Annotated in this window: 25 protein-coding genes; 16 read left to right on the top strand and 9 right to left on the bottom strand. The window is 72.5% G+C overall.

Annotation, left to right across the window (positions count from 1 at the left end; genetic code table 11):
• The first annotated feature begins 12 nt into the window (after positions 1-12).
• A complete protein-coding gene (locus QWY28_RS13515) occupies positions 13-918 on the top strand; it encodes an SDR family oxidoreductase (RefSeq protein ID WP_300953079.1) in 906 nt (301 codons plus the stop codon).
• A 36-nt stretch (positions 919-954) separates the two neighbouring features.
• Here the strand turns inward: QWY28_RS13515 and QWY28_RS13510 are convergent, their stop codons facing one another.
• A complete protein-coding gene (locus QWY28_RS13510; RefSeq protein WP_300953078.1) occupies positions 955-1,302 on the bottom strand; it encodes a DUF8129 domain-containing protein in 348 nt (115 codons plus the stop codon).
• 138 nt (positions 1,303-1,440) lie between these two features.
• Between QWY28_RS13510 and QWY28_RS13505 the strand changes: the two genes are divergently transcribed.
• From QWY28_RS13505 to QWY28_RS13485, 5 genes are read left to right on the top strand one after another with little or no spacing between them, the layout of a single operon-like run.
• Positions 1,441-1,785 carry a hypothetical protein gene (locus QWY28_RS13505; protein ID WP_300953077.1) on the top strand — a complete coding sequence of 115 codons (345 nt, stop codon included), beginning with the start codon at positions 1,441-1,443 and terminating at the stop codon, positions 1,783-1,785.
• A 5-nt stretch (positions 1,786-1,790) separates the two neighbouring features.
• A complete protein-coding gene (locus tag QWY28_RS13500) occupies positions 1,791-3,224 on the top strand; it encodes a sensor histidine kinase (protein ID WP_300953076.1) in 1,434 nt (477 codons plus the stop codon).
• Between the two features lie 9 nt (positions 3,225-3,233).
• On the top strand, positions 3,234-3,911 hold the full coding sequence (locus tag QWY28_RS13495; RefSeq protein ID WP_300953075.1) for a response regulator transcription factor: 678 nt from the start codon (positions 3,234-3,236) through the stop codon (positions 3,909-3,911).
• A gap of 39 nt (positions 3,912-3,950) precedes the next feature.
• Positions 3,951-5,291: an MFS transporter gene (locus tag QWY28_RS13490; RefSeq protein WP_300953074.1), complete on the top strand. Its 1,341-nt coding sequence runs from the start codon at positions 3,951-3,953 to the stop codon at positions 5,289-5,291.
• 5 nt (positions 5,292-5,296) lie between these two features.
• Positions 5,297-6,061 carry a hypothetical protein gene (locus QWY28_RS13485; RefSeq protein ID WP_300953073.1) on the top strand — a complete coding sequence of 255 codons (765 nt, stop codon included), beginning with the start codon at positions 5,297-5,299 and terminating at the stop codon, positions 6,059-6,061.
• Between the two features lie 7 nt (positions 6,062-6,068).
• Here QWY28_RS13485 and QWY28_RS13480 read toward each other — a convergent pair whose 3' ends face one another.
• The 8 genes from QWY28_RS13480 to QWY28_RS13445 all read right to left on the bottom strand — a co-directional run bounded on the left by QWY28_RS13480 (position 6,069) and on the right by QWY28_RS13445 (position 11,173).
• Positions 6,069-6,944, bottom strand: a complete 876-nt coding sequence (locus QWY28_RS13480; protein WP_300953072.1) for a serine/threonine-protein kinase — start codon at positions 6,942-6,944, stop codon at positions 6,069-6,071.
• 3 nt (positions 6,945-6,947) lie between these two features.
• Positions 6,948-7,325, bottom strand: a complete 378-nt coding sequence (locus QWY28_RS13475; RefSeq protein ID WP_300953071.1) for a hypothetical protein — start codon at positions 7,323-7,325, stop codon at positions 6,948-6,950.
• Between the two features lie 136 nt (positions 7,326-7,461).
• The gene (locus QWY28_RS13470; protein WP_300953070.1) at positions 7,462-7,845 is read right to left on the bottom strand and encodes a hypothetical protein; all 384 of its coding nucleotides are present in this window, start codon (positions 7,843-7,845) and stop codon (positions 7,462-7,464) included.
• Complete coding sequence (locus QWY28_RS13465) at positions 7,842-9,230, bottom strand: DUF4331 domain-containing protein (RefSeq protein WP_300953069.1); 1,389 nt, start codon at positions 9,228-9,230, stop codon at positions 7,842-7,844. The genes QWY28_RS13470 and QWY28_RS13465 overlap by 4 nt, the downstream gene beginning before the upstream one ends.
• Positions 9,230-9,484: a twin-arginine translocation signal domain-containing protein gene (locus QWY28_RS13460; protein WP_300953068.1), complete on the bottom strand. Its 255-nt coding sequence runs from the start codon at positions 9,482-9,484 to the stop codon at positions 9,230-9,232. Before QWY28_RS13460 ends, QWY28_RS13465 begins: the two co-directional genes overlap by 1 nt.
• Before the next feature lie 244 nt (positions 9,485-9,728).
• A complete protein-coding gene (locus tag QWY28_RS13455) occupies positions 9,729-10,181 on the bottom strand; it encodes an MmpS family transport accessory protein (protein ID WP_300953067.1) in 453 nt (150 codons plus the stop codon).
• Between the two features lie 25 nt (positions 10,182-10,206).
• Entirely contained in the window at positions 10,207-10,662 is a 456-nt protein-coding gene (locus tag QWY28_RS13450; RefSeq protein ID WP_300953066.1) for an ImmA/IrrE family metallo-endopeptidase, read from the bottom strand.
• 37 nt (positions 10,663-10,699) lie between these two features.
• Entirely contained in the window at positions 10,700-11,173 is a 474-nt protein-coding gene (locus tag QWY28_RS13445; RefSeq protein WP_300953065.1) for a helix-turn-helix domain-containing protein, read from the bottom strand.
• Between the two features lie 252 nt (positions 11,174-11,425).
• Here QWY28_RS13445 and QWY28_RS13440 point away from each other — a divergent pair, with 252 nt between their 5' ends.
• The 10 genes from QWY28_RS13440 (at position 11,426) to QWY28_RS13395 (ending at position 17,135) form a co-directional block, all read left to right on the top strand.
• Positions 11,426-11,659, top strand: coding sequence for a helix-turn-helix domain-containing protein (locus tag QWY28_RS13440; protein WP_300953064.1), 234 nt, complete (start codon positions 11,426-11,428; stop codon positions 11,657-11,659).
• A complete protein-coding gene (locus QWY28_RS13435; protein ID WP_300953063.1) occupies positions 11,659-11,964 on the top strand; it encodes a hypothetical protein in 306 nt (101 codons plus the stop codon). Before QWY28_RS13440 ends, QWY28_RS13435 begins: the two co-directional genes overlap by 1 nt.
• Before the next feature lie 78 nt (positions 11,965-12,042).
• Entirely contained in the window at positions 12,043-12,393 is a 351-nt protein-coding gene (locus QWY28_RS13430) for a hypothetical protein (RefSeq protein ID WP_300953062.1), read from the top strand.
• Positions 12,390-12,728, top strand: a complete 339-nt coding sequence (locus QWY28_RS13425) for a hypothetical protein (protein WP_300953061.1) — start codon at positions 12,390-12,392, stop codon at positions 12,726-12,728. The genes QWY28_RS13430 and QWY28_RS13425 overlap by 4 nt, the downstream gene beginning before the upstream one ends.
• Positions 12,728-13,030, top strand: a complete 303-nt coding sequence (locus QWY28_RS13420; protein WP_300953060.1) for a hypothetical protein — start codon at positions 12,728-12,730, stop codon at positions 13,028-13,030. The genes QWY28_RS13425 and QWY28_RS13420 overlap by 1 nt, the downstream gene beginning before the upstream one ends.
• Positions 13,027-13,923, top strand: coding sequence for a YqaJ viral recombinase family protein (locus tag QWY28_RS13415; protein WP_300953059.1), 897 nt, complete (start codon positions 13,027-13,029; stop codon positions 13,921-13,923). The genes QWY28_RS13420 and QWY28_RS13415 overlap by 4 nt, the downstream gene beginning before the upstream one ends.
• Positions 13,920-14,978, top strand: a complete 1,059-nt coding sequence (locus tag QWY28_RS13410) for a recombinase RecT (protein ID WP_300953058.1) — start codon at positions 13,920-13,922, stop codon at positions 14,976-14,978. Before QWY28_RS13415 ends, QWY28_RS13410 begins: the two co-directional genes overlap by 4 nt.
• On the top strand, positions 14,975-15,598 hold the full coding sequence (locus QWY28_RS13405) for a hypothetical protein (RefSeq protein ID WP_300953057.1): 624 nt from the start codon (positions 14,975-14,977) through the stop codon (positions 15,596-15,598). Before QWY28_RS13410 ends, QWY28_RS13405 begins: the two co-directional genes overlap by 4 nt.
• Complete coding sequence (locus QWY28_RS13400; protein WP_300953056.1) at positions 15,595-16,494, top strand: 3'-5' exonuclease family protein; 900 nt, start codon at positions 15,595-15,597, stop codon at positions 16,492-16,494. Before QWY28_RS13405 ends, QWY28_RS13400 begins: the two co-directional genes overlap by 4 nt.
• On the top strand, positions 16,491-17,135 hold the full coding sequence (locus tag QWY28_RS13395; RefSeq protein WP_300953055.1) for a hypothetical protein: 645 nt from the start codon (positions 16,491-16,493) through the stop codon (positions 17,133-17,135). The genes QWY28_RS13400 and QWY28_RS13395 overlap by 4 nt, the downstream gene beginning before the upstream one ends.
• Positions 17,136-17,238: the final 103 nt, after the last annotated feature.

The raw sequence follows: 17,238 nt of genomic DNA, 5'->3' as shown, positions 1-17,238 counted from the left end.
GAGGACGGACCGATGAGCGAGAGCGACCTCGGCGAGAAGCACGGCGCCCACGAGCAGCCCGACACCGAGGGCGAGCAGCTCCCCCCGCCGGGATCGGAGGAGTCGGTCACGCGGGAGATGGGCCAGGAGCCCGACCACGGGGAGCGCAGCTACCGCGGCAGCGACCGCTTGAAGGACAAGGTCGCGGTGATCACCGGCGGCGACTCCGGGATCGGTCGCGCGGTCGCGCTGGCCTTCGCCAGGGAGGGTGCCGACGTGGTGCTGGCCTACCTCGAGGGCGAGGACGAGGACGGCCGGGAGACCGCCCGGCTCGTCGAGGAGGCGGGGCGTCGCGCGGTCACCGTGCCGGGCGACCTGACCTCCGAGGAGGCCTGCCGGGAGCTGGTCGACACGGCGGTCCGCGAGCTCGGCCGGATCGACGTGCTGGTCAACAACGCGGCGTACCAGATGTCGCAGCCCGGCGGCATCGCCGACATCACCACCGAGCAGCTCGACCGGGTGATGAAGACGAACATCTACGCGATGTTCTGGCTGTGCAAGATGGCGCTCCCCCACTTGGGCGAGGGCTCGTCGATCATCAACACGACGTCCGTGCAGGCGTCCTCGCCGTCGGTGCCGCTGCTCGACTACGCGACCACCAAGGCGGGCATCGCCAACTTCACGCGCGGCCTGGCCGCGCAGCTGGGCGAGCAGGGCATCCGCGTCAACGCGGTGGCGCCCGGCCCGATCTGGACCCCGCTCATCCCGGCGACGATGCCCGAGGAGAAGGTCGAGACCTTCGGCGAGGACACCCCGCTGCAGAGGGCCGGGCAGCCGGCCGAGGTCGCGCCGGCGTTCGTGTTCCTCGCCTCCGCGGACGCCAGCTACATCACCGGGGAGGTCATCGCCGTCACCGGCGGGAAGCCCGTCACGGTGTGACGGGCCCCCGCCGGCCAGCGGTGCGGCGGGCCCCGCTCAGCGCGGCTGGGCGGGGTTCGTCGGCACGCCCTGGGACGGCGGGTTCATCGCCGGCCCCTCGGTGAGCGAGGCACCGCCCTGCGCCCCGGTCTGCGGACCGGGGTCGGCCTCGGGGGCGTTCGCCAGCGGCGACCCGCCCGAGAGGGGCGCGCCGCCGCGGACGGCCTCGAGCCGGTTCTCCAGCAGCTGGACCACCTGGACCCGGTCGGCGTGCGCGCGCTCGTAGGCGAGCAGTGCCTCGAGCCCGGCTCCGTCGATCGACCGGATGCGGCCCTCGAGCGGACCCACCGGCAGGTGGTCGTAGTCGGGAAGCGGAAGCTGGTCGTGGTGCGGCGCGTCGGCCACGGGTGACTCCTCGGGTTGCGGGGACAGGTCCTCCCCGGGTACCCGGCCCCCGCCTGCGCATCCGGCGGCCCTTCCCGGTGAGAGTCCTCTCATGGTGGTCTCACCGCCCGCCCATCGTCGGGCAGGATCGTGGTCACCATGAGCCCGCTGTGGAAGTCCCTCCTCGCGCTGGCGGTCGTCCTGCCCGTCGGGGGGTACGTCGCCGGGTCGCTCGCCGCGTCGAGCGCCGAGGACCCCGCCCCGCGCGAGGTCATCGTCATCCAGGACGCCCCGTCCCGGCCGCCCTCGCCGGGCACCACGCTCAGCCCGCGTCCCTCCCCGTCGCCGACGCCGGACGGCGGCCGCCCGAGCGGCCGCGGCACCGAGGACGGCGGTCCCGGCGACGTACCGGTCGTGAGCCCGGAGCCCGACGACATCGACGAGGACGAGCGCGACGACGACCGCGGGGACGACCGCGGGGACGACCGCGGGGACGACGACTGAACGACGTGCCCGCCCCGACCGGACCCCGGGCCGCGCGCACGGGGTTCTCCGTGCGCGCGCGGATCACCACGACCGTCGCGCTCCTGGTGCTCGGCGCCCTCAGCGCGGCGGGCCTGCTGGTCTACGCCGTGGAGTCGCAGCGGGTCGAGGCGCAGACGGTCGAGGAGGTCGACCAGGAGCTCGACGAGTTCGCGCGGCTCAAGGGCGACGGCATCGACCCGACGACCGGGCAGCCGTTCGCGACCATCGAGGCGCTGCTGCGGCTGTTCCTCTCCCGCAACGTCCCCGACGACGACGAGGCGCTCATCGGGTGGGTCGGGGACGCCCCGGTCGCGCGCTTCCCCGGCGACGACCCGCTCTACCGCGACCGGGCGTTCCTGGCGGCCGCCCGGCCGCTGGTCGCCGCGGGCGGGTCGGCGCGGGTCGACACGGCGCAGGGGCGGGTGCTGGTGGCCGCCCAACCGGTCCGCCAGGGCGGCCAGGAGGGCGCCCTCCTCGTGGCGGTCTACCTCGACGAGGACCGGTCCGAGCTGCTCGGCACGATGCGCACCTACGCCGTCGTCGCCGCACTGCTGACGCTGCTGGTGGTCGCGGTCGCGGCGTGGCAGTCCGGCCGGCTGCTGGCGCCCCTGCGCGTGCTGCGCAGCACCGCCGACGACCTGCGCGGCACCGAGCTCTCGCGCCGGATCCCCGAGTCCGGCAACGACGACATCACCGCGCTCACCCGCACCCTCAACGGGATGCTGGACCGGCTGGAGACCGCGTTCGTCGAGCAGCGCCGCTTCCTCGACGATGCCGGCCACGAGCTGCGCACCCCGCTCACCGTCCTCCGCGGCCACCTCGAGCTGGTCGACGTCGAGGACCCCGCGGACGTCGCCGAGACCCGTGCGCTGCTGCTCGACGAGATCGACCGGATGGCGCGCCTCGTCGGCGACCTCATCCTGCTCGCGAAGTCCGACCGGCCCGACTTCGTGCTCCCCACCGAGGTCGACCTCGGCGAGCTCACCGAGGACGTCCTCGCCAAGGTGCGCGGGCTCGGCGACCGCGACTGGCGCCTCGACGGCGCCGCGGACGTCGTCGTCCGGGTCGACGGGCAGCGGCTCACCCAGGCCCTGCTCCAGCTCGCCGACAACGCCGTCAAGCACACCGCACCGGGCGACGAGGTCGCCCTGGGGTCGTCCGCCGCGGACACCGGCGAGGTGCGGCTGTGGGTCCGCGACGGCGGCCCGGGCGTCCCCGAGGCCGACCGGGCCACCGTCTTCGAGCGGTTCGGGCGCAGCTCGGTGCGCCAGGAGGACGAGGGGTTCGGCCTGGGCCTCTCCATCGTCGAGGCGATCGTCACCGCCCACGGCGGCACGGTCACGGTCGAGCACGACCGGCCGGCCCCGCCGCACGGCGCCCGCTTCGTCATCACGCTCCCCCCGTCCGTGGTCGTCTGAGGAGGTCCGGTGGCACGCATCCTGATCGTGGAGGACGAGGCGCGGATCGCCTCGTTCCTGGCCAAGGGCCTGCGCGCCGACGGCCACCAGACCACCGTCGTCGCCGACGGCCCGCGCGGGCTCGACGAGGCGCTTTCGGGCGGCCACGACCTCCTGGTGCTCGACCTCGGCCTGCCCGGGATGGACGGCCAGGAGCTGCTCGGCCTGCTGCGGGCGCAGGGGTCGCGGATGCCCGTGGTGGTGCTGACCGCGCGCGACTCGGTCACCGACACCGTCAGCGCGCTGGAGGGCGGCGCGGACGACTACATGGCCAAGCCGTTCCGCTTCGCCGAGCTCCAGGCGCGGATCCGGCTGCGGCTGCGGCAGGCCCAGGAGAAGGCCCAGGCCGGCGGGGGGTCGCGCGACGCCGTCGAGGCCGGCGGCGTACGCCTGGACCTGCGGACGCGCCGCGCCACCGTGGCCGGCGGCGAGGTCGACCTGTCGGCACGCGAGTTCGCGCTCGCCGAGATCTTCATGCTCAACGCCGGCCAGGTCCTCTCCCGCGAGCAGCTCCTCGACCACGTCTGGGGCTACGACTTCGACCCGGGCTCGAACGTCGTCGACGTGTACGTCGGGTACCTCCGCCGCAAGTTCGGCGCCGGCACGATCGCCACCGTCCGCGGCATGGGATACCGCTTCGAGCGCTGATCCCGGTCCGGCCGGCCCCCGACTGGGTACGGTCCGCGCGTGCCCACCCGCAGCGAACGGCTCGACGCCCTCCCGTTCACCCGCGAGCACGGTCGCCTCGTGGCCGGCTCCGGCGTCGGCTGGGCGCTCGACGCCATGGACGTCGGCCTGATCAGCTTCGTCATGGCCGCCCTCGCGGTCCAGTGGGACCTCGGCCCGACGACGCTGTCGTGGATCGCGAGCATCGGTTTCGTGGGGATGGCCGTCGGCGCCACCCTCGGCGGCCTGCTCGCCGACCGGGTCGGCCGGCGCCAGGTCTTCGCCCTGACCCTCCTGGTCTACGGGCTCGCGACCGGGGCGGCCGCGCTGTCGTGGTCGGTCGGCGCGCTGCTCGTCTTCCGCTTCCTCATCGGTCTCGGCCTCGGCGCCGAGCTGCCGGTGGCCAGCACGCTGGTCAGCGAGTTCGCGCCGGCCCGGATCCGCGGCCGGGTCGTCGTCGCGCTCGAGTCGTTCTGGGCGGTGGGGTGGGTGCTCGCGGCGCTCATCGGCTACTACGTCGTCCCCGCCTCCGACGACGGCTGGCGGTGGGCGCTCGCGATCGGCGCCCTCCCCACGGCGTACGCCGTCGTGGTCCGCCGCGGCCTGCCCGAGTCGGTGCGCTTCCTCGAGCGGCGCGGCCGGCACGACGAGGCCGAGGCCGCCGTCCGTCGGTTCGAGGCGGCCGCCGGGGTCCCGGCTCCGCCGAGTCCCCCGGCCGACCCGACGCCCGCTGCCCCGCTGCCGGCGACCGACGGGCCGACGCCCGGCCCGCTCGCGGTCTGGGGGCGCCCCCACGCCCGGCGCACCGCCGCCCTGTGGGCGGTGTGGTTCGGCGTCAACTTCTCGTACTACGGCGCGTTCATCTGGATCCCGTCGCTCCTGGTGGCCGACGGGATGGACCTCGTGCGCTCCTTCGGGTTCACGCTGGTCATCACGCTCGCGCAGCTGCCGGGGTACGCCGCCGCCGCGGTGCTCGTCGAGCTCTGGGGCCGCCGGGCGACCCTGTCGACGTTCCTGGTGGGGTCCGCCGTCGCGGCGGTGCTGTTCGGCCGTGCCGACGGCGAGGCCGCGATCATCGCCTCCGGCATGGCGCTGTCGTTCTTCAACCTCGGGGCGTGGGGCGCGTTGTACGCCGTGACGCCCGAGGTCTACCCGACGACGCTGCGGGCCACCGGCGCGGGCGCCGCGGCCGGCTTCGGTCGGATCGCCTCGGTGCTCGCCCCGCTCTCGGTGCCGTGGCTGCTGGACGCCGGCAGCGGCAGCACCGGGCTGTTCGCGGTGTTTGCGGCGTTCTTCGCCCTGGCCGCAGCGGCCACGTGGGGCCTGCCCGAGCGCGCGGGCGACGCCCTCGAGGACGCCTGAGCGGCATGGCCGCCTCGCTCCGGTCGGCGGCGTCGACCGCCACCGCCCTCCTGCTGCTGGGCGCGTGCGCCCCGTCGTCGGACGAGCTGGCCGGTCAGGTCGCCGGCGAGCCGGGCGTCCTCGGGGTCCGCGTGACCGAGGAGGACGTGGCCGACGACGACCTGCCCCTCGGCGACCCGCCGAGGAGGGTGGACGTGCGGGTGGCGGCCGACGCGTCGGCGGCACAGGTGCGGGCGGTCTTCGACGCCTACGCGGAGGCGGTCGAGGACGGCCATCTCGTCTCGGTCACCGTCGCCCTGGACGGTCCGCGCGACGTGGTGCTCGCGACCGGGGAGGGCGTGCGGGTCACCGGGGACGCCGTGGAGGACCTGGTGGACGCGCACCGCGACGAGGACGTCCTGGCCTACCGGCGCGAGGCCTACCCCGTCCTGCCCGGCGTGAGCGTCGACCTGGTGCCGTCGGCGGGCCTCGACGGGGTGCTGGCGTGGGCCCACCGGTACGACGACGCCGCGGACGTCGACCTGGTGGCGGCGGAGGCCGGCGCGTTCCTGCTCGTGCGGGACAGCGTCAACGAGGACCTTCGCGTGACGTCGGCGCGGGAGGCGCTCGCCCTCCGCGTCGACGACAGCGTCGGCCTGCGCGGTGCCCGCATCGGCGGGCGCGGCCCCCTCGAGCTCGTCGTCGCGACCGACGACGTCGCCGCGGCCCGCCGGCTCGTCGCCCGGGCACCCGAGGGGGCTTTGCTGAAGCGGGTCGTCGTGACCTCCTGAGACCGGCTCAGCGCGTGCGGAGGCCACCGAGGCGCGCCCGGGGCAGCCGGTCCAGCACCGGCTCGAGCGCCTCGGCCACCTCGTGCGGCAGCGGCCGGTCGGCCGGGTCCCGCTCGAGCATCGCGCCCACCACCTTGACCACCTCGTGCGGCACCCGGTCCGGCAGCGGCCGCGGGTCGGCCCACAGCTGGGGGTAGCGGTCGCGCAGGTCGCGCGCGTCGGGGTCGGCGTCCGCGAAGGCCCGGTGCCCCGCGACCGCCTCGAACAGGGTCGCGCCGAGGCCCCACACGTCGCTCGCGTGGCCCGGGGTGCCCGTGGTCGGCGGATGGGCCTGCTCGGGGGCCAGGTAGGCGTCGGTGCCGATCGTCCAGCTGAGCGCCTCGGCATCGGCCAGCGGGCGCGCCACCGACAGGTCGATCAGCCGGGCCGGCGCCCCCATGATCACGTTGCTCGGCTTGACGTCGAGGTGCACCCAGCCGAGGTGGCGCAGGTAGTGCAGCGCGGAGGCCACCTCGATCGCGAGCGGGAGGTACTGCTGCTCCTGCAGCGGGCCGTAGCGCCGTACCAGCGTCGACAGCCGTGGGCCGTCGAGCTGCTCGAGCACGAGGTGCGGCCGGTCGCCGTCGAGGTCGTGGCGCAGCGCCCGCACGACGACCGGGTGGTTGACGGTCGCGAGCGCCTCGACCTCGCGGCGCAGTCCGCGCCGGGCCGAGGCGTCCGCGACCAGCCCGGGACGCAGCACCTTGACCACCACCGGCGCGTAGGTGACGTCGTCGAAGGCCAGGAACGCCTCGTACGACGATCCGCCGCCGAGCAGCTTCACGGCGGTCAGCTCGGGGGTGATCGCGTCCCCCTGGGTCAGGTCCCAGCTGTCCCGGGCCATCGGTCAGCGACCCCGCGTGTCGTTGCGCGAGGCGTCGTTCGTCTTGTTCTTGCTCCAGTCGCGGGTGCGGTCGCCGCCGTCGCGGGTCCAGTCCCGCGTCAGGTCGCTGCGGCTCTTGTCGCGGTCACGGCTGACCTTGGTGAACCGGCTGTTCGTGCCGTCGCGCGTCGACTTGCTCGCCCCGGTGTCCGTGCCCGTCTGGTCGTTGGTGTCGTCGTCATCGTCGTCGTCGACGGCCATGACGACGTCGGGGCTGTCGTCCTTGCGCTGGAACGCGCTCCCGTCGTCGTCCGCGAACGCCGTCGGCGCGCCCCAGGCGATCAGGCCCGCGCTCACCCCGCCCGCGACCGCCAGGACCCCGGTCCTCACCAGCTTGCTCATCTCTCGTCCCCTCGTCGGTGTCGTGCTGACGAGCCGAGCCTGCCGACGCGCGGTGAGGCGAGGGTGAGCCGCGGATGAGAGGGCCCTCATGGACCGCTCGTCCCCGGCACCGCGGTGCCGGGGACGAGCGGCGAGGTCACCGGGCCCAGGCCGCCCAGGTGACCTCTCCCCCGCGGACGTCCACGACGAGGTGGACGTCCCGGGTGCCCTTGACGAAGAGCTCGTAGGTCCCCGCCCCGAGCTCCCCGAAGACCAGCGAGGGCACGACGCCGCCGCCGGCCAACGGACGGTCGACGACCGCCACGTGCGGCAGGTGCTCGAGCCCGCGCTCGCCCGCCGGACGGATCTCGACCTCGACGCCGAGCATCGTGCGCGGCGCCTCCACGACCAGCGCGCCGACGTCCCCACCGATGTCGAGCAGCACCGAGCCCTGACCGGCGAAGGGGTTCTCCTCTTCGTGGTGGTGGTGGTGCCTTTCGTGGTGGTGACCGTGCGGGTGGTCGTGGGTCGCCACGCTCACGAGGCGGCCTGCGTCGTGCCCGGCTGGGTCTGGTAGCCGCCACCCGGCAGACCGAGGAACGGGAACCGCTCCGGGCGGTCGGCGTTGGTGTCCGTCGTGCCGTCCTCGACCGCCGAGGCGGCGTCGTCGGGCGTGAAGGACGGGTCGACCAGCGGGATCGTCAGCCCTGCGACGGCCCGCAGCTCGATGGTCACCACGTCGTCCCCGACCCGGCGGCCGTTGGGGAAGCCGGCGGCGTCACCACCGACCAGGCCGAGCTTGTTCTGCTCCGCGACAGGGGTCGGCGGCACCGCGAGGTTGAGCCGCAGCATGTCCGCGGGGGTCGGCCCGGTGTAGTTCTGGAAGCCCGGCACGACGCCCTCGGGGATGCCCGTGAGCAGGATGGCGTTGAGGTCCGCGCGGGGCTTGTCGTACGCCGCCAGGTTGGGGAAGACCCCCGGGTAGAGCGCCGGCAGCAGCCCGGCGAGCTCGGGGCGGTCGACGTACTTGGCGTAGCGGCGGTCGGCCTTCGGCGGGGCGGCGTTCCACGCGTCCTTCTCGGCCATCGGCACGATGACCTCGTTGAACAGCGGGTTGCCCAGTCGCGAGACCTGCACCCAGGGCCCGTTGTCGACGTACCTGCCCTGCTTGGCGTTCCACACCCGGCCCTTGCGGCGGCTGGCCGTGGCCCAGACGCCCACGACGGCCTTGGGGTCCAGCGGGTCGGTCGGCTTGGACCGGTCGCGGGTGAGCTCGCGGATCGGGACCTGCAGCGCGATGGTGTGGACGTTGTAGGACTGGACCGAGTTGACCCCGCCCATGTTCGGCATCGAGATCAGGTGCGCCTCGTTGAAGGGCCGCAGCGCGCCGAGGTCGAAGACCGAGCCGAGGTCGACGTGGAAGGCGTCGGCCCGCTGCCCGGCGTACACCTTGCGGCCGCCGGCGAGGTCGTGCGTGGCCTGCCGGGAGAGCTTGGCGTAGTCCGGCGTGCTGCGCGGCCCCACGTTGACCGGCGGGCAGGGCAGGTCGCGGCCGATGACCTGCGTCTTGCCGTCCTTGATCCGGGTGATCGTGTAGGTCTGCGGGCGGTTCCAGGTCTCGTCGGCGATGTCGGTGATCGGGCCGGTGTTGTAGAGGAAGGTCCGGGGGTTGCGGACCTTGGTCGAGAAGCGGAACTGGTAACGGATGTCGGACTCCGCGGTGCCCTTGTTGGCGACGTGGATCTCGTAGAGCACGTCGTCGCCGAACTCGTAGAAGTTCGGGCCGCCGTCGGGCTTCTGGAGCGGGATGAAGTTGGCGATCAGCACGACCCGGTCGGGCCGTACGGGGTTGACGAACGCGTAGACGTCGGTGCCGTCGGCGACGGGGTCCTTGGCGATCTCGGGTGCTTCGCGGTGGGAGGACATCACTCGCCTCCCGCTGCGTTGAGGATGCGGGTGACCAGGTCGCGGTCGCGGACGACGACCTCGCGCTCACCGACGAGCAGCGTGAGCTCGCTCGAGCGGTGGTCCTCGACGACCGCGACGACGCGGTCCTTCGCGCTGGTGCTGCGCAGCCTCGCCTCGGCGGCCGACGCCGAGCCGGTGGTCAGGGCCACCGCCCCCACCGCCGCTCCGGCTCCCGTCGCGGCGAGGAACTTCCTCCTGTTGGTGTCGCTCATGCGTGCCCTCCCAGGGGTCGCGGACGCCCCGACGTGAGGCGCACCACACAGGGTTCGGCCAGCAACGGCTCCCGGATTGGCAAAATCACCGCGGGACGCAGGAAGCGGAGAGAGGAAGGGTGGTGGGCGCAGAGGGGATCGAACCCCCGACCACCTCGTTGTAAGGAATGGCCTGCTATGCGCTGTGCTGACCTGCGATTACGCGGCGGCGGCTTCGACGTAGTGCATGGAACTAGATGGTCAGTCAGGCGGTCCCGTCGCAGGAGGCGATGCCGTACGCGGCTGTCGAGGTGTTCTCCGAGACCACCTGTCCGTCGATCGTGATGCGGCACGTAATCGACCCGCCCTCCCCCGGCTTCTGGGCAGAGATCGAGACGAAGTCGCCGGAGTTGAACCCGGTGATGACCAGGCCTCGGTCCCCGTTGCGGTTCGTCAGCGGCACGTCCCCGCTGACCTGCTCGATCCCCGTAGGAGTGGTCATTGTGATGTCGGCGTACCGGACGCTGCCCTCGAGCTCGTAGACCACCGTCCGCTCGAAGTCGACTGGCGGTCGGTACGACGACTCGGGCTCGTCTCGGTCGAGCAGCTGTACAACCGCAGAGATCAGCACGAGCAGTCCGAGGGCAGCGGCTACCCGTTGCCAGGCAGGCCAGGAGAGCACGGCATCCCAAGCGCGGCGCGGGGGGCTGTCCGTCATCCGTGTGTCTCCTTCGTGGCGCTGGTCAGATCAGGATCGTGTCGAGCTGTTCGTCGAGCCACAGTCGGTCTGCCGGCGCGAGCGTCGACAGCCGGGCGTTGAGCAAGCGCTCGTCGACCCACATCTCCCACGCCGTCTTGGTGTAGTCCGCGGCGTACCAGGCGAGGGTGTGGCCGATGCGTCTCACAGACGGGAGCAGCAGCCGCGACGCCTGGCGTTCGACGAGCGACTCCTCGTAGAGCTGGTGACATGAGGAGACCGGGCCTCGCAGCACATGTCCCGTCTCGTGGCAGATGGTGGACCGGCGCTCGTGCTGGGTCAGCCCGTCGCGGATAAGGACTCGCTTCTCGGCATGGATGGTCAGCCCGAGCTCGTCGGGTGCCAGGTCGCGGGTGAACTCGACGCGCCAGTCGGGGAGCATCCCAATGGCACGCCACGGGTGATGCCCACGGTGGTCGCGAATCTTCCGGCGGTCGAACATGCGCTGGAACGTAAGTGCGACCACCGACACCGCTCGCCTACTCCTTGTTCTTGCGGGCGGCCGACGGCAACGTGACGCCGCCGGCGTACGGCGGCCGCTCCTCACGCTCGTCCTCGAGCCTGTCGAGGTCCTCGTCGTAGGGGCCAGGCACCGGGCTCAGCGGCCCGGCCGTGGTGGGGGCGGCGTCTCCATCGCCATCACCTTCCTCTCCTCGTAGCTTCTGCAACCGGGCGTAGATCGCGTCTGCGAGTTCACGGTCGGTGAGCTCGTTCAAAGAAGGGTCGACCGGGCGGTACTCGAGGTCTTCCTCTTCGAGGATCCCGGCAGCGACGAGGGCCCGCAGCGGTGCGTCCCCCGTCGCCTTCGCGAAGGCGATCGCCTGCTGCGCGTCTGCGTTCTGTTGCCCTGACTTCCAGCGCGAGATCGTGCCCTGGGACACGCCTGCGTCGGTCGCTACCGAGGTCTGGGTCCTTCCCAGCAACCGGGACTCGACGTAGGCCTGCCAACTCACGCCGGAACCGTATTGCGTCGTTTCGGGCTCATCACGGTCCCAACTATGCCTTGCGTTGACGCAAGGTGGCAGGTCACGAATGACAACCGGTGTGTTTTCGCAGGTCAAGCCGCCTTGTCGCTTGCGCAGGTGCCCCCTTCCAATTCTTTACTTTGCCGTATTGCGCTGGTTCTATGTGTTGACGTATGTTCCATGTGTTGCCGCAAGACAGCAGGTCAGGCGGCCCTACAGCACCAGGAAGGAGGGGAGTTGATGACCGCCGTTCTGCGACTCAAGACCGACCAGCTGGACAAGATCCGCCGCTGGGTCGGCCTCACCACCGACACCGCGCTCGCCGAAGCCATGGGCATCGACGCCGGCAACCTGTCCCGCGTCCTCCGCGGCAAGCAGCAGCCCGGCCCGAAGTTCATTGCCGCACTCGTCACCGCCCTCAAGGCCGACCTTGAGGACCTGTTCGAGGTCGTCGAAGAGCAGGACGTGGCCTGATGGCGCGCCCGACCGTCACGAACCCCGAGGACGGCTACCCGACGAACGTGCCGGCCTCCAAGGCCGACCGTCGCCAGATCGCGAAGATCGCCGCCCGCACCCGGTGGGCGAACACCGAGGACCGGTCCGCGGCGACGCAGGCCGCCCGGGACGCGATGGCCCGGAAGTTCGAGGACCAGGTCGACCCCGAGCGGAAGCTCGCGGCCGACGAGCGGGCAATCCGCGCCGAGTCCGCGCGCCGCGCGCACTACCAGCGCCTCGCGCTCAAGTCGGCGCAGTCGCGCCGCGCCAAGCGCATCGCCTGACCCACCACCCGAGAAAGCCGGAACCCCGGCCCGCCTGGACAGCAAGAACCGGGGTTCACGAACTGGAAGGAGTCTCCCATGACGGGGACCAGCACCGCCACCGACACCGCCGCGGTGTCCGTCTCAACCGCCGTCGTCGCCCACGGCCTCATGGCCCTCGGGCTTCACATGGCCACCCGCGATCTCCCGCTGTACGCCGACTGCGACACCCCCGCCAGCGGCCACCCGATCAACCGCATCGAGATCCAGCTCAGCCCCATCTCGATGCTGCCCTGGTCGGAGTCGATCGAGGTCGACGAGATCATCGAGACCCCCCGCGGCCGCGCCCGCGAGGTCCACTGCCTCGGCCGGCTGCCCGACACCGGCGTCCGCGTCGACCTCTGGTACGTCGCGCTCGACACCGCCCGCCTCCGGTCGGTGACGGCATGACCGCCCAGGACTGGACCCTCGTCGCCGCCGTCGCGATCGCGTTCTGCCTCCTCTCCGCGGTCGCCTATCTCGACGACCCCGACCGCAAGGAGCGCCGCCGCCAGCGCCGCGTCGAGGACCTCGTCGCCCTCGCGCGCGCCACCGGCGTCATCCACCTCGACCACACGGTGTGCCAGGCCCCCGACTGCAACGTCGTGCTCTGCCTCGACAACGAGCCGTGCCCGGGTCACGCCGAGCCGGCGTGCACCCACCTCAACTTCCTCTGCGGCGACTGCCGGCTCGACCACTGCGTCGATTGCCGCATCGACGCCCGCCACGACGCAGGAGTCCTGTGATGACCACCGAGCACGCCGGCTGGGCCCCGGCCCGCGACCCGTTCCTGAACGGCGACCCGGTCGTTCCTGGCACCGACCCGCAGGCGGTGGTCGACCTCATCGAGGCCGGCCTGCCCCACTGCGGCCGACCGTTCAACCACGGCCGTCACGAGTACCTCGACTCCGACTGCGCGTCGCGGTGGTGCCGGGGCGGGAAGCCCGAGCCGCTGCGCACCGTCGCGGAGCTCGTGGCCATCCACCCCGCACTGGCCGGTGTGGGTGTCGTGCCGGCGATCGCGGAGCTCGGGACGTGGTGCGCATGAGCGCCGTCGCGCACGACGAGGCGCTGCAGCCGGGCTCCCCCGGATGGCTCCGCCTCATGACCGCATCGAAGGTCGCCGCGATCCTGGGCGCCTCACCCTGGGACTCCCCCCGCTCGATGTGGCACAAGATGCGCAACGAGCTCCCCGAGGAACCCCAGACCGCCGTCCAGTCCCGCGGGCACTACCTCGAGCCGGCAGTCCTGCAGTGGTACGCCGACGAGCACGGCATCGACACAGCCGACCAGAACCAGTGGCGCGTGCACCCCCTCTACGTCAAGGACGGGTGGGCTGCAGCCACACCCGACGCCGTCGCGTTCCCCGCTGCCGCGCCCCGGCTCGTCGAGGCGAAGTCCGCACGCGAGCTCGAGGAGTGGGGCGCGCCCGGCACCGACGAGATCCCGACGTACTACCTGTTCCAGGCCTACTGGCAGATGCACGTCTCCGGCATCCACGTCACCGACGTGCCCATCATCGGCGCGTTCCTCGACTTCGCCCTCTACCGCGTCACCTACGACCCCGAGGTCGGCACCGAACTCGAGCAGCGGTGCCGAGCGTTCATGGACTCCGTCGCTGCTGACCGCCCGCCGGCGCTCGACGGCACCACCGCGACGTACGACGCGCTCCGCAAGCTCTACCGCGCCATCGACGACAGCGCCGTCGAGATTCCGACGGCGACCGCCCGCGAGTACCTCGAGGCGCTCGCCGCCCGCAAGGACGCCGAGACGCGCGAGCGCCAGGCCAAGTCCACCGTCCTCGACCTCATGGGCGAGACCCGGTTCGCCACCTGCGGCGGCATCAAGGTCGCCCGCCGCCAGCCCAACAGGACCGGGTTCCAGCTGAACCAGGTCGCCAAGTCCACCGCTGATCTGCCCCTGGAAGGGGACCCGTCATGACCATCGAGCAGGCCAACTCCACCCAGATCGGTGACTACAACGCGAGCGAGGTCGCCCGCTACCTCGGTCTCAACCCGAACAACCCGGCCGACCAGGCCATGGTCGCGGTCTGCCGTCGCTACGACCTCGACCCCGTCCTCAAGCACGTCATCGTCATCCCCAAGGGCGGCGTCTACGTCACCCGGGACGGGCTGCTGCACATCGCCCACCGATCCGGACAGCTCGACGGGATCGTCGTCGAGCAGGACCCCGTCGTCGTCGACGGCGAGTGGGTCGCGAAGGTCAGCGTCTACCGCAAGGACATGGGCCACCCGTTCACCTACCCGGGTCGGTACTCCGTCAACGGCGGCAACAAGCAGTACGCGCAGGAGATGGCGCTCAAGGCCGCCGAGGCACACGCCCTGCGGCGTGCGTTCGCTGTGACCGGAATCCCGGCGTACGACGAGCAGCGGCCCGAGGCGGGTCCGCGGTCCCAGTCGGCCGCAGCGTCTAGCGCGGACCGGATGCGCGAGGCGATGCGGAACGCCCCCGTGCCGAGCGGCTCGCCTGTTCGGGAGGGTAGCGACGCCGAGTGCTGCGCTTCTGGTCAATGCGAGGTCTGCCGCCCCGATCTGTATCTCGACGCCGCCGGTGCGGACGGCATCACGTCGGCACAGCTGAAGAAGATGGGCGCCGCGATGCGCGAGGCGGGTCTCACCGACCGGCAGCCTGCGCTCGACTTCGTCGCGGGGGTCATCGGCCGCGAGGTCTCGTCCCGCAACGACCTCACGAAGGACGAGGCCTCTCTCGTCATCGACGCCTTGGAGCGGGACCGCTCCGCTGCGCCGGACGATGTCGTCGACGCCGAGTTGGTCTCCGACGGCCCGGGGTCCGCGCCGGAGCCCACTCAGGACGCCGATGCGCTCTGGGATGAGGTCGTCGCGGAGGCGACCGAGCGCGGCATCGATGCCGCGGACGACTTCTCCCGGCGCATGGGCGGGTTGCTTCCCGACGAGGCCGGCGCGACCGAGCTCACGCACTACCTCGAGCTGCTCCGCAAGGGGGTTGCAGCGTGACCGCCACGACGAGGTGCTCCGTCGACGGTTGCTCCGAGCCCCACAAGGCGAAGGGATTCTGCCGCACGCACTATCGGCGCGCGAAGAAGCACGGCGACCCGAACCAGGTCGCCCGCATCGCGAGCAAGATCTTCGAGGCCGGCGAGCGGTACGGCCGCCTGGTCGTCCTCGAGCGCCGCGTAGCGCCGCAGCCGAACGTCCGCGTCCGCTGCGACTGCGGCACCGTCAAGACCGTCCGGGCTAAGGAACTCACGAGCAACGTCCGCTCCTGCGGCTGCGCCAAGGCAGGCGAGACCAACCCGAACTGGCGGGGCGGCAAGACGACCCACCCGCTCTACGAGTCGTACCTCGACATGGTCGCCCGCTGCACGCGACCCACCCATCACGCCTACCCGCGATACGGCGGCCGCGGCATCACGATCTGCGACCGGTGGCGGGACGACTTCTGGGCCTTCGTGACCGACATGGGTGAGCGGCCCCCGGGCCGCTCCCTCGACCGCGTCGACAACGACGGCCCCTACACGCCGGAGAACTGCCGGTGGGCCACCGCCTCGGAGCAGTCGAAGAACCGCCGCCCCTCGGCCTACGTCCGCGCGCCCCGATCGGAGGTGTCCGCATGACCAGCACGCCCAAGTGGCCGGACGGAAGGCTCGTCGCATTCGACAGCGAGGCCACCGGACTCGACTTCAACGACGACCGCTTCGTCACCGCCTCCATCGTCCACCGCACCCCCGGCCAGCGACCCCGCACCCTGTCGTGGCTCCTCGACCCGGGCCGCGACATCCCCGACGAGGCCGCCGCCGTGCACGGCTGGACCAACGACCGGCTCCGCGACGCCCTCAACGGCGCCGAGGCCGTCCGCATCACCCCCGGCCGCACCGAGCCGATGACCCGCGCCGGCGCCATCACCGAGATGGCGTCCCAGTGCTACACCGCCATGTCCGTCGAGGTCCCCCTCGTCGTGCACAACGCCGCGTTCGACCTCTCGATGCTCGAGTCCGAGCTCGCCCGTGTCGGCCTCGCGCCGCTCTCGACCCGGTCGGGCGGTGTCCGCGGGGTCGTCGACCCCATGGTCATCGAGAAGCAGTACGACCCCTACCGCAAGCAGTGCTACAAGGACCCCGGCTGCGACCCGGAGAACCGGGTCCACGCCTGCGGTGGCTGCCGGGGCGGGAAGACGAAGTGCGGCGGGTGCGGGTCGACCGACCGCACCCTGACGTCGCTTTGCGCGCACTACCGGATCGTGCACACCGGCGCGCACGACGCCGCCGCTGACGCGCTGGCGTGCATCCGGCTGCTGGGTCGGCTCGCGGCGGACTGGCCGGAGATCGCGCGGTGGAAGCTGCCGACGCTGCACCGCTACCAGGCGGACTGGCGGCGGGAGCAGCAGGCGTCGCTGGCGTCGTTCTTCCGGAAGGTCGGGAAGGTCGAGGAGGCCGCGGACGTCGAGGCGTCGGCCGGGTGGCCGGTGCAGGACTCCGTCGCTCGCGCGCTGGGCCTGGGGGTGGCGGCGTGAAGTACACGACCCGCCCCCTCTCGGACCGCACATGGCTCCGGCCGGCCGCCGCCCGCGTCGGATCGCGGTTCGACTCGACCTGGACGCAGACGCTGCAGCTGCTCGAGCGGGAGATCGACCTGCTCGACGGCCGCGACGTCGTCATCGAGGTCGACGTCCGCGAGCAGGACCTCCGCCTCGACGGCACGCTCCGTGCGAAGGCCCGCGCCGAGTCGCCGGCGGTGGTGGTCGCGTTCGAGTCGAAGCACGGGCCGCAGCTGCACCGGTGCGACAAGTTCGTGGCGAAGTGGCACGGCCAGGTCGACTGGCAGCACAACGTCCGCGCGATCGCACTGACCCTCGAGGCGCTGCGCGACATGGACCGGTGGGGCGCCGTGGAGACCGGCCAGCAGTACGCCGGGTTCAAGGCACTTCCGGCCGGGCACGCCATGCCGGCCAGCCACATGACCAGCGAGGCCGCGTGGTCGCTGCTCCGCCAGCAGGCCACTCGCAGGGTCTCCCCCGACGTAGCGGCCGTGATGGGCGCACACGAGCTCGTGAAGCACGCCCGCCGCGCTGCGCATCCCGACCACAACGGCGGGGACCACACGATCTGGGACCAGGTCGAGCAGGCCGCGGCCGTGCTGGGGGTGGGTCGGTGACCGGCCTGGAAGCGGCTCACTCGGGCGAGAAAGTGCCGAGCACCGCAGGAGCGGCGCGGCTCCCGTCCTGGCTCGCAGCGTGCGAGGCCACGGATGAGGGCTG

Source organism: Nocardioides oceani (genome assembly GCF_030412965.1).
GTDB classification, from domain to species: Bacteria; Actinomycetota; Actinomycetes; order Propionibacteriales; family Nocardioidaceae; genus Nocardioides; species Nocardioides oceani.
Note: the sequence above shows the minus strand (reverse complement) of the source record. Positions and strands in the feature narration are given on the sequence as shown.

Excerpts from the sequence above, each read along its gene's own strand:
- QWY28_RS13515 (WP_300953079.1), top strand. The coding sequence starts at position 13 with ATGAGCGAGAGCGACCTCGGCGAGAAGCACGGCGCCCACGAGCAGCCC.
- QWY28_RS13505 (WP_300953077.1), top strand. The coding sequence starts at position 1,441 with ATGAGCCCGCTGTGGAAGTCCCTCCTCGCGCTGGCGGTCGTCCTGCCC.
- QWY28_RS13485 (WP_300953073.1), top strand. The coding sequence starts at position 5,297 with ATGGCCGCCTCGCTCCGGTCGGCGGCGTCGACCGCCACCGCCCTCCTG.
- QWY28_RS13480 (WP_300953072.1), bottom strand. The coding sequence starts at position 6,944 with ATGGCCCGGGACAGCTGGGACCTGACCCAGGGGGACGCGATCACCCCC.
- QWY28_RS13475 (WP_300953071.1), bottom strand. The coding sequence starts at position 7,325 with ATGAGCAAGCTGGTGAGGACCGGGGTCCTGGCGGTCGCGGGCGGGGTG.
- QWY28_RS13465 (WP_300953069.1), bottom strand. The coding sequence starts at position 9,230 with ATGTCCTCCCACCGCGAAGCACCCGAGATCGCCAAGGACCCCGTCGCC.
- QWY28_RS13460 (WP_300953068.1), bottom strand. The coding sequence starts at position 9,484 with ATGAGCGACACCAACAGGAGGAAGTTCCTCGCCGCGACGGGAGCCGGA.
- QWY28_RS13455 (WP_300953067.1), bottom strand. The coding sequence starts at position 10,181 with ATGACGGACAGCCCCCCGCGCCGCGCTTGGGATGCCGTGCTCTCCTGG.
- QWY28_RS13450 (WP_300953066.1), bottom strand. The coding sequence starts at position 10,662 with ATGTTCGACCGCCGGAAGATTCGCGACCACCGTGGGCATCACCCGTGG.
- QWY28_RS13440 (WP_300953064.1), top strand. The coding sequence starts at position 11,426 with ATGACCGCCGTTCTGCGACTCAAGACCGACCAGCTGGACAAGATCCGC.
- QWY28_RS13435 (WP_300953063.1), top strand. The coding sequence starts at position 11,659 with ATGGCGCGCCCGACCGTCACGAACCCCGAGGACGGCTACCCGACGAAC.
- QWY28_RS13430 (WP_300953062.1), top strand. The coding sequence starts at position 12,043 with ATGACGGGGACCAGCACCGCCACCGACACCGCCGCGGTGTCCGTCTCA.
- QWY28_RS13425 (WP_300953061.1), top strand. The coding sequence starts at position 12,390 with ATGACCGCCCAGGACTGGACCCTCGTCGCCGCCGTCGCGATCGCGTTC.
- QWY28_RS13420 (WP_300953060.1), top strand. The coding sequence starts at position 12,728 with ATGACCACCGAGCACGCCGGCTGGGCCCCGGCCCGCGACCCGTTCCTG.
- QWY28_RS13415 (WP_300953059.1), top strand. The coding sequence starts at position 13,027 with ATGAGCGCCGTCGCGCACGACGAGGCGCTGCAGCCGGGCTCCCCCGGA.
- QWY28_RS13410 (WP_300953058.1), top strand. The coding sequence starts at position 13,920 with ATGACCATCGAGCAGGCCAACTCCACCCAGATCGGTGACTACAACGCG.
- QWY28_RS13400 (WP_300953056.1), top strand. The coding sequence starts at position 15,595 with ATGACCAGCACGCCCAAGTGGCCGGACGGAAGGCTCGTCGCATTCGAC.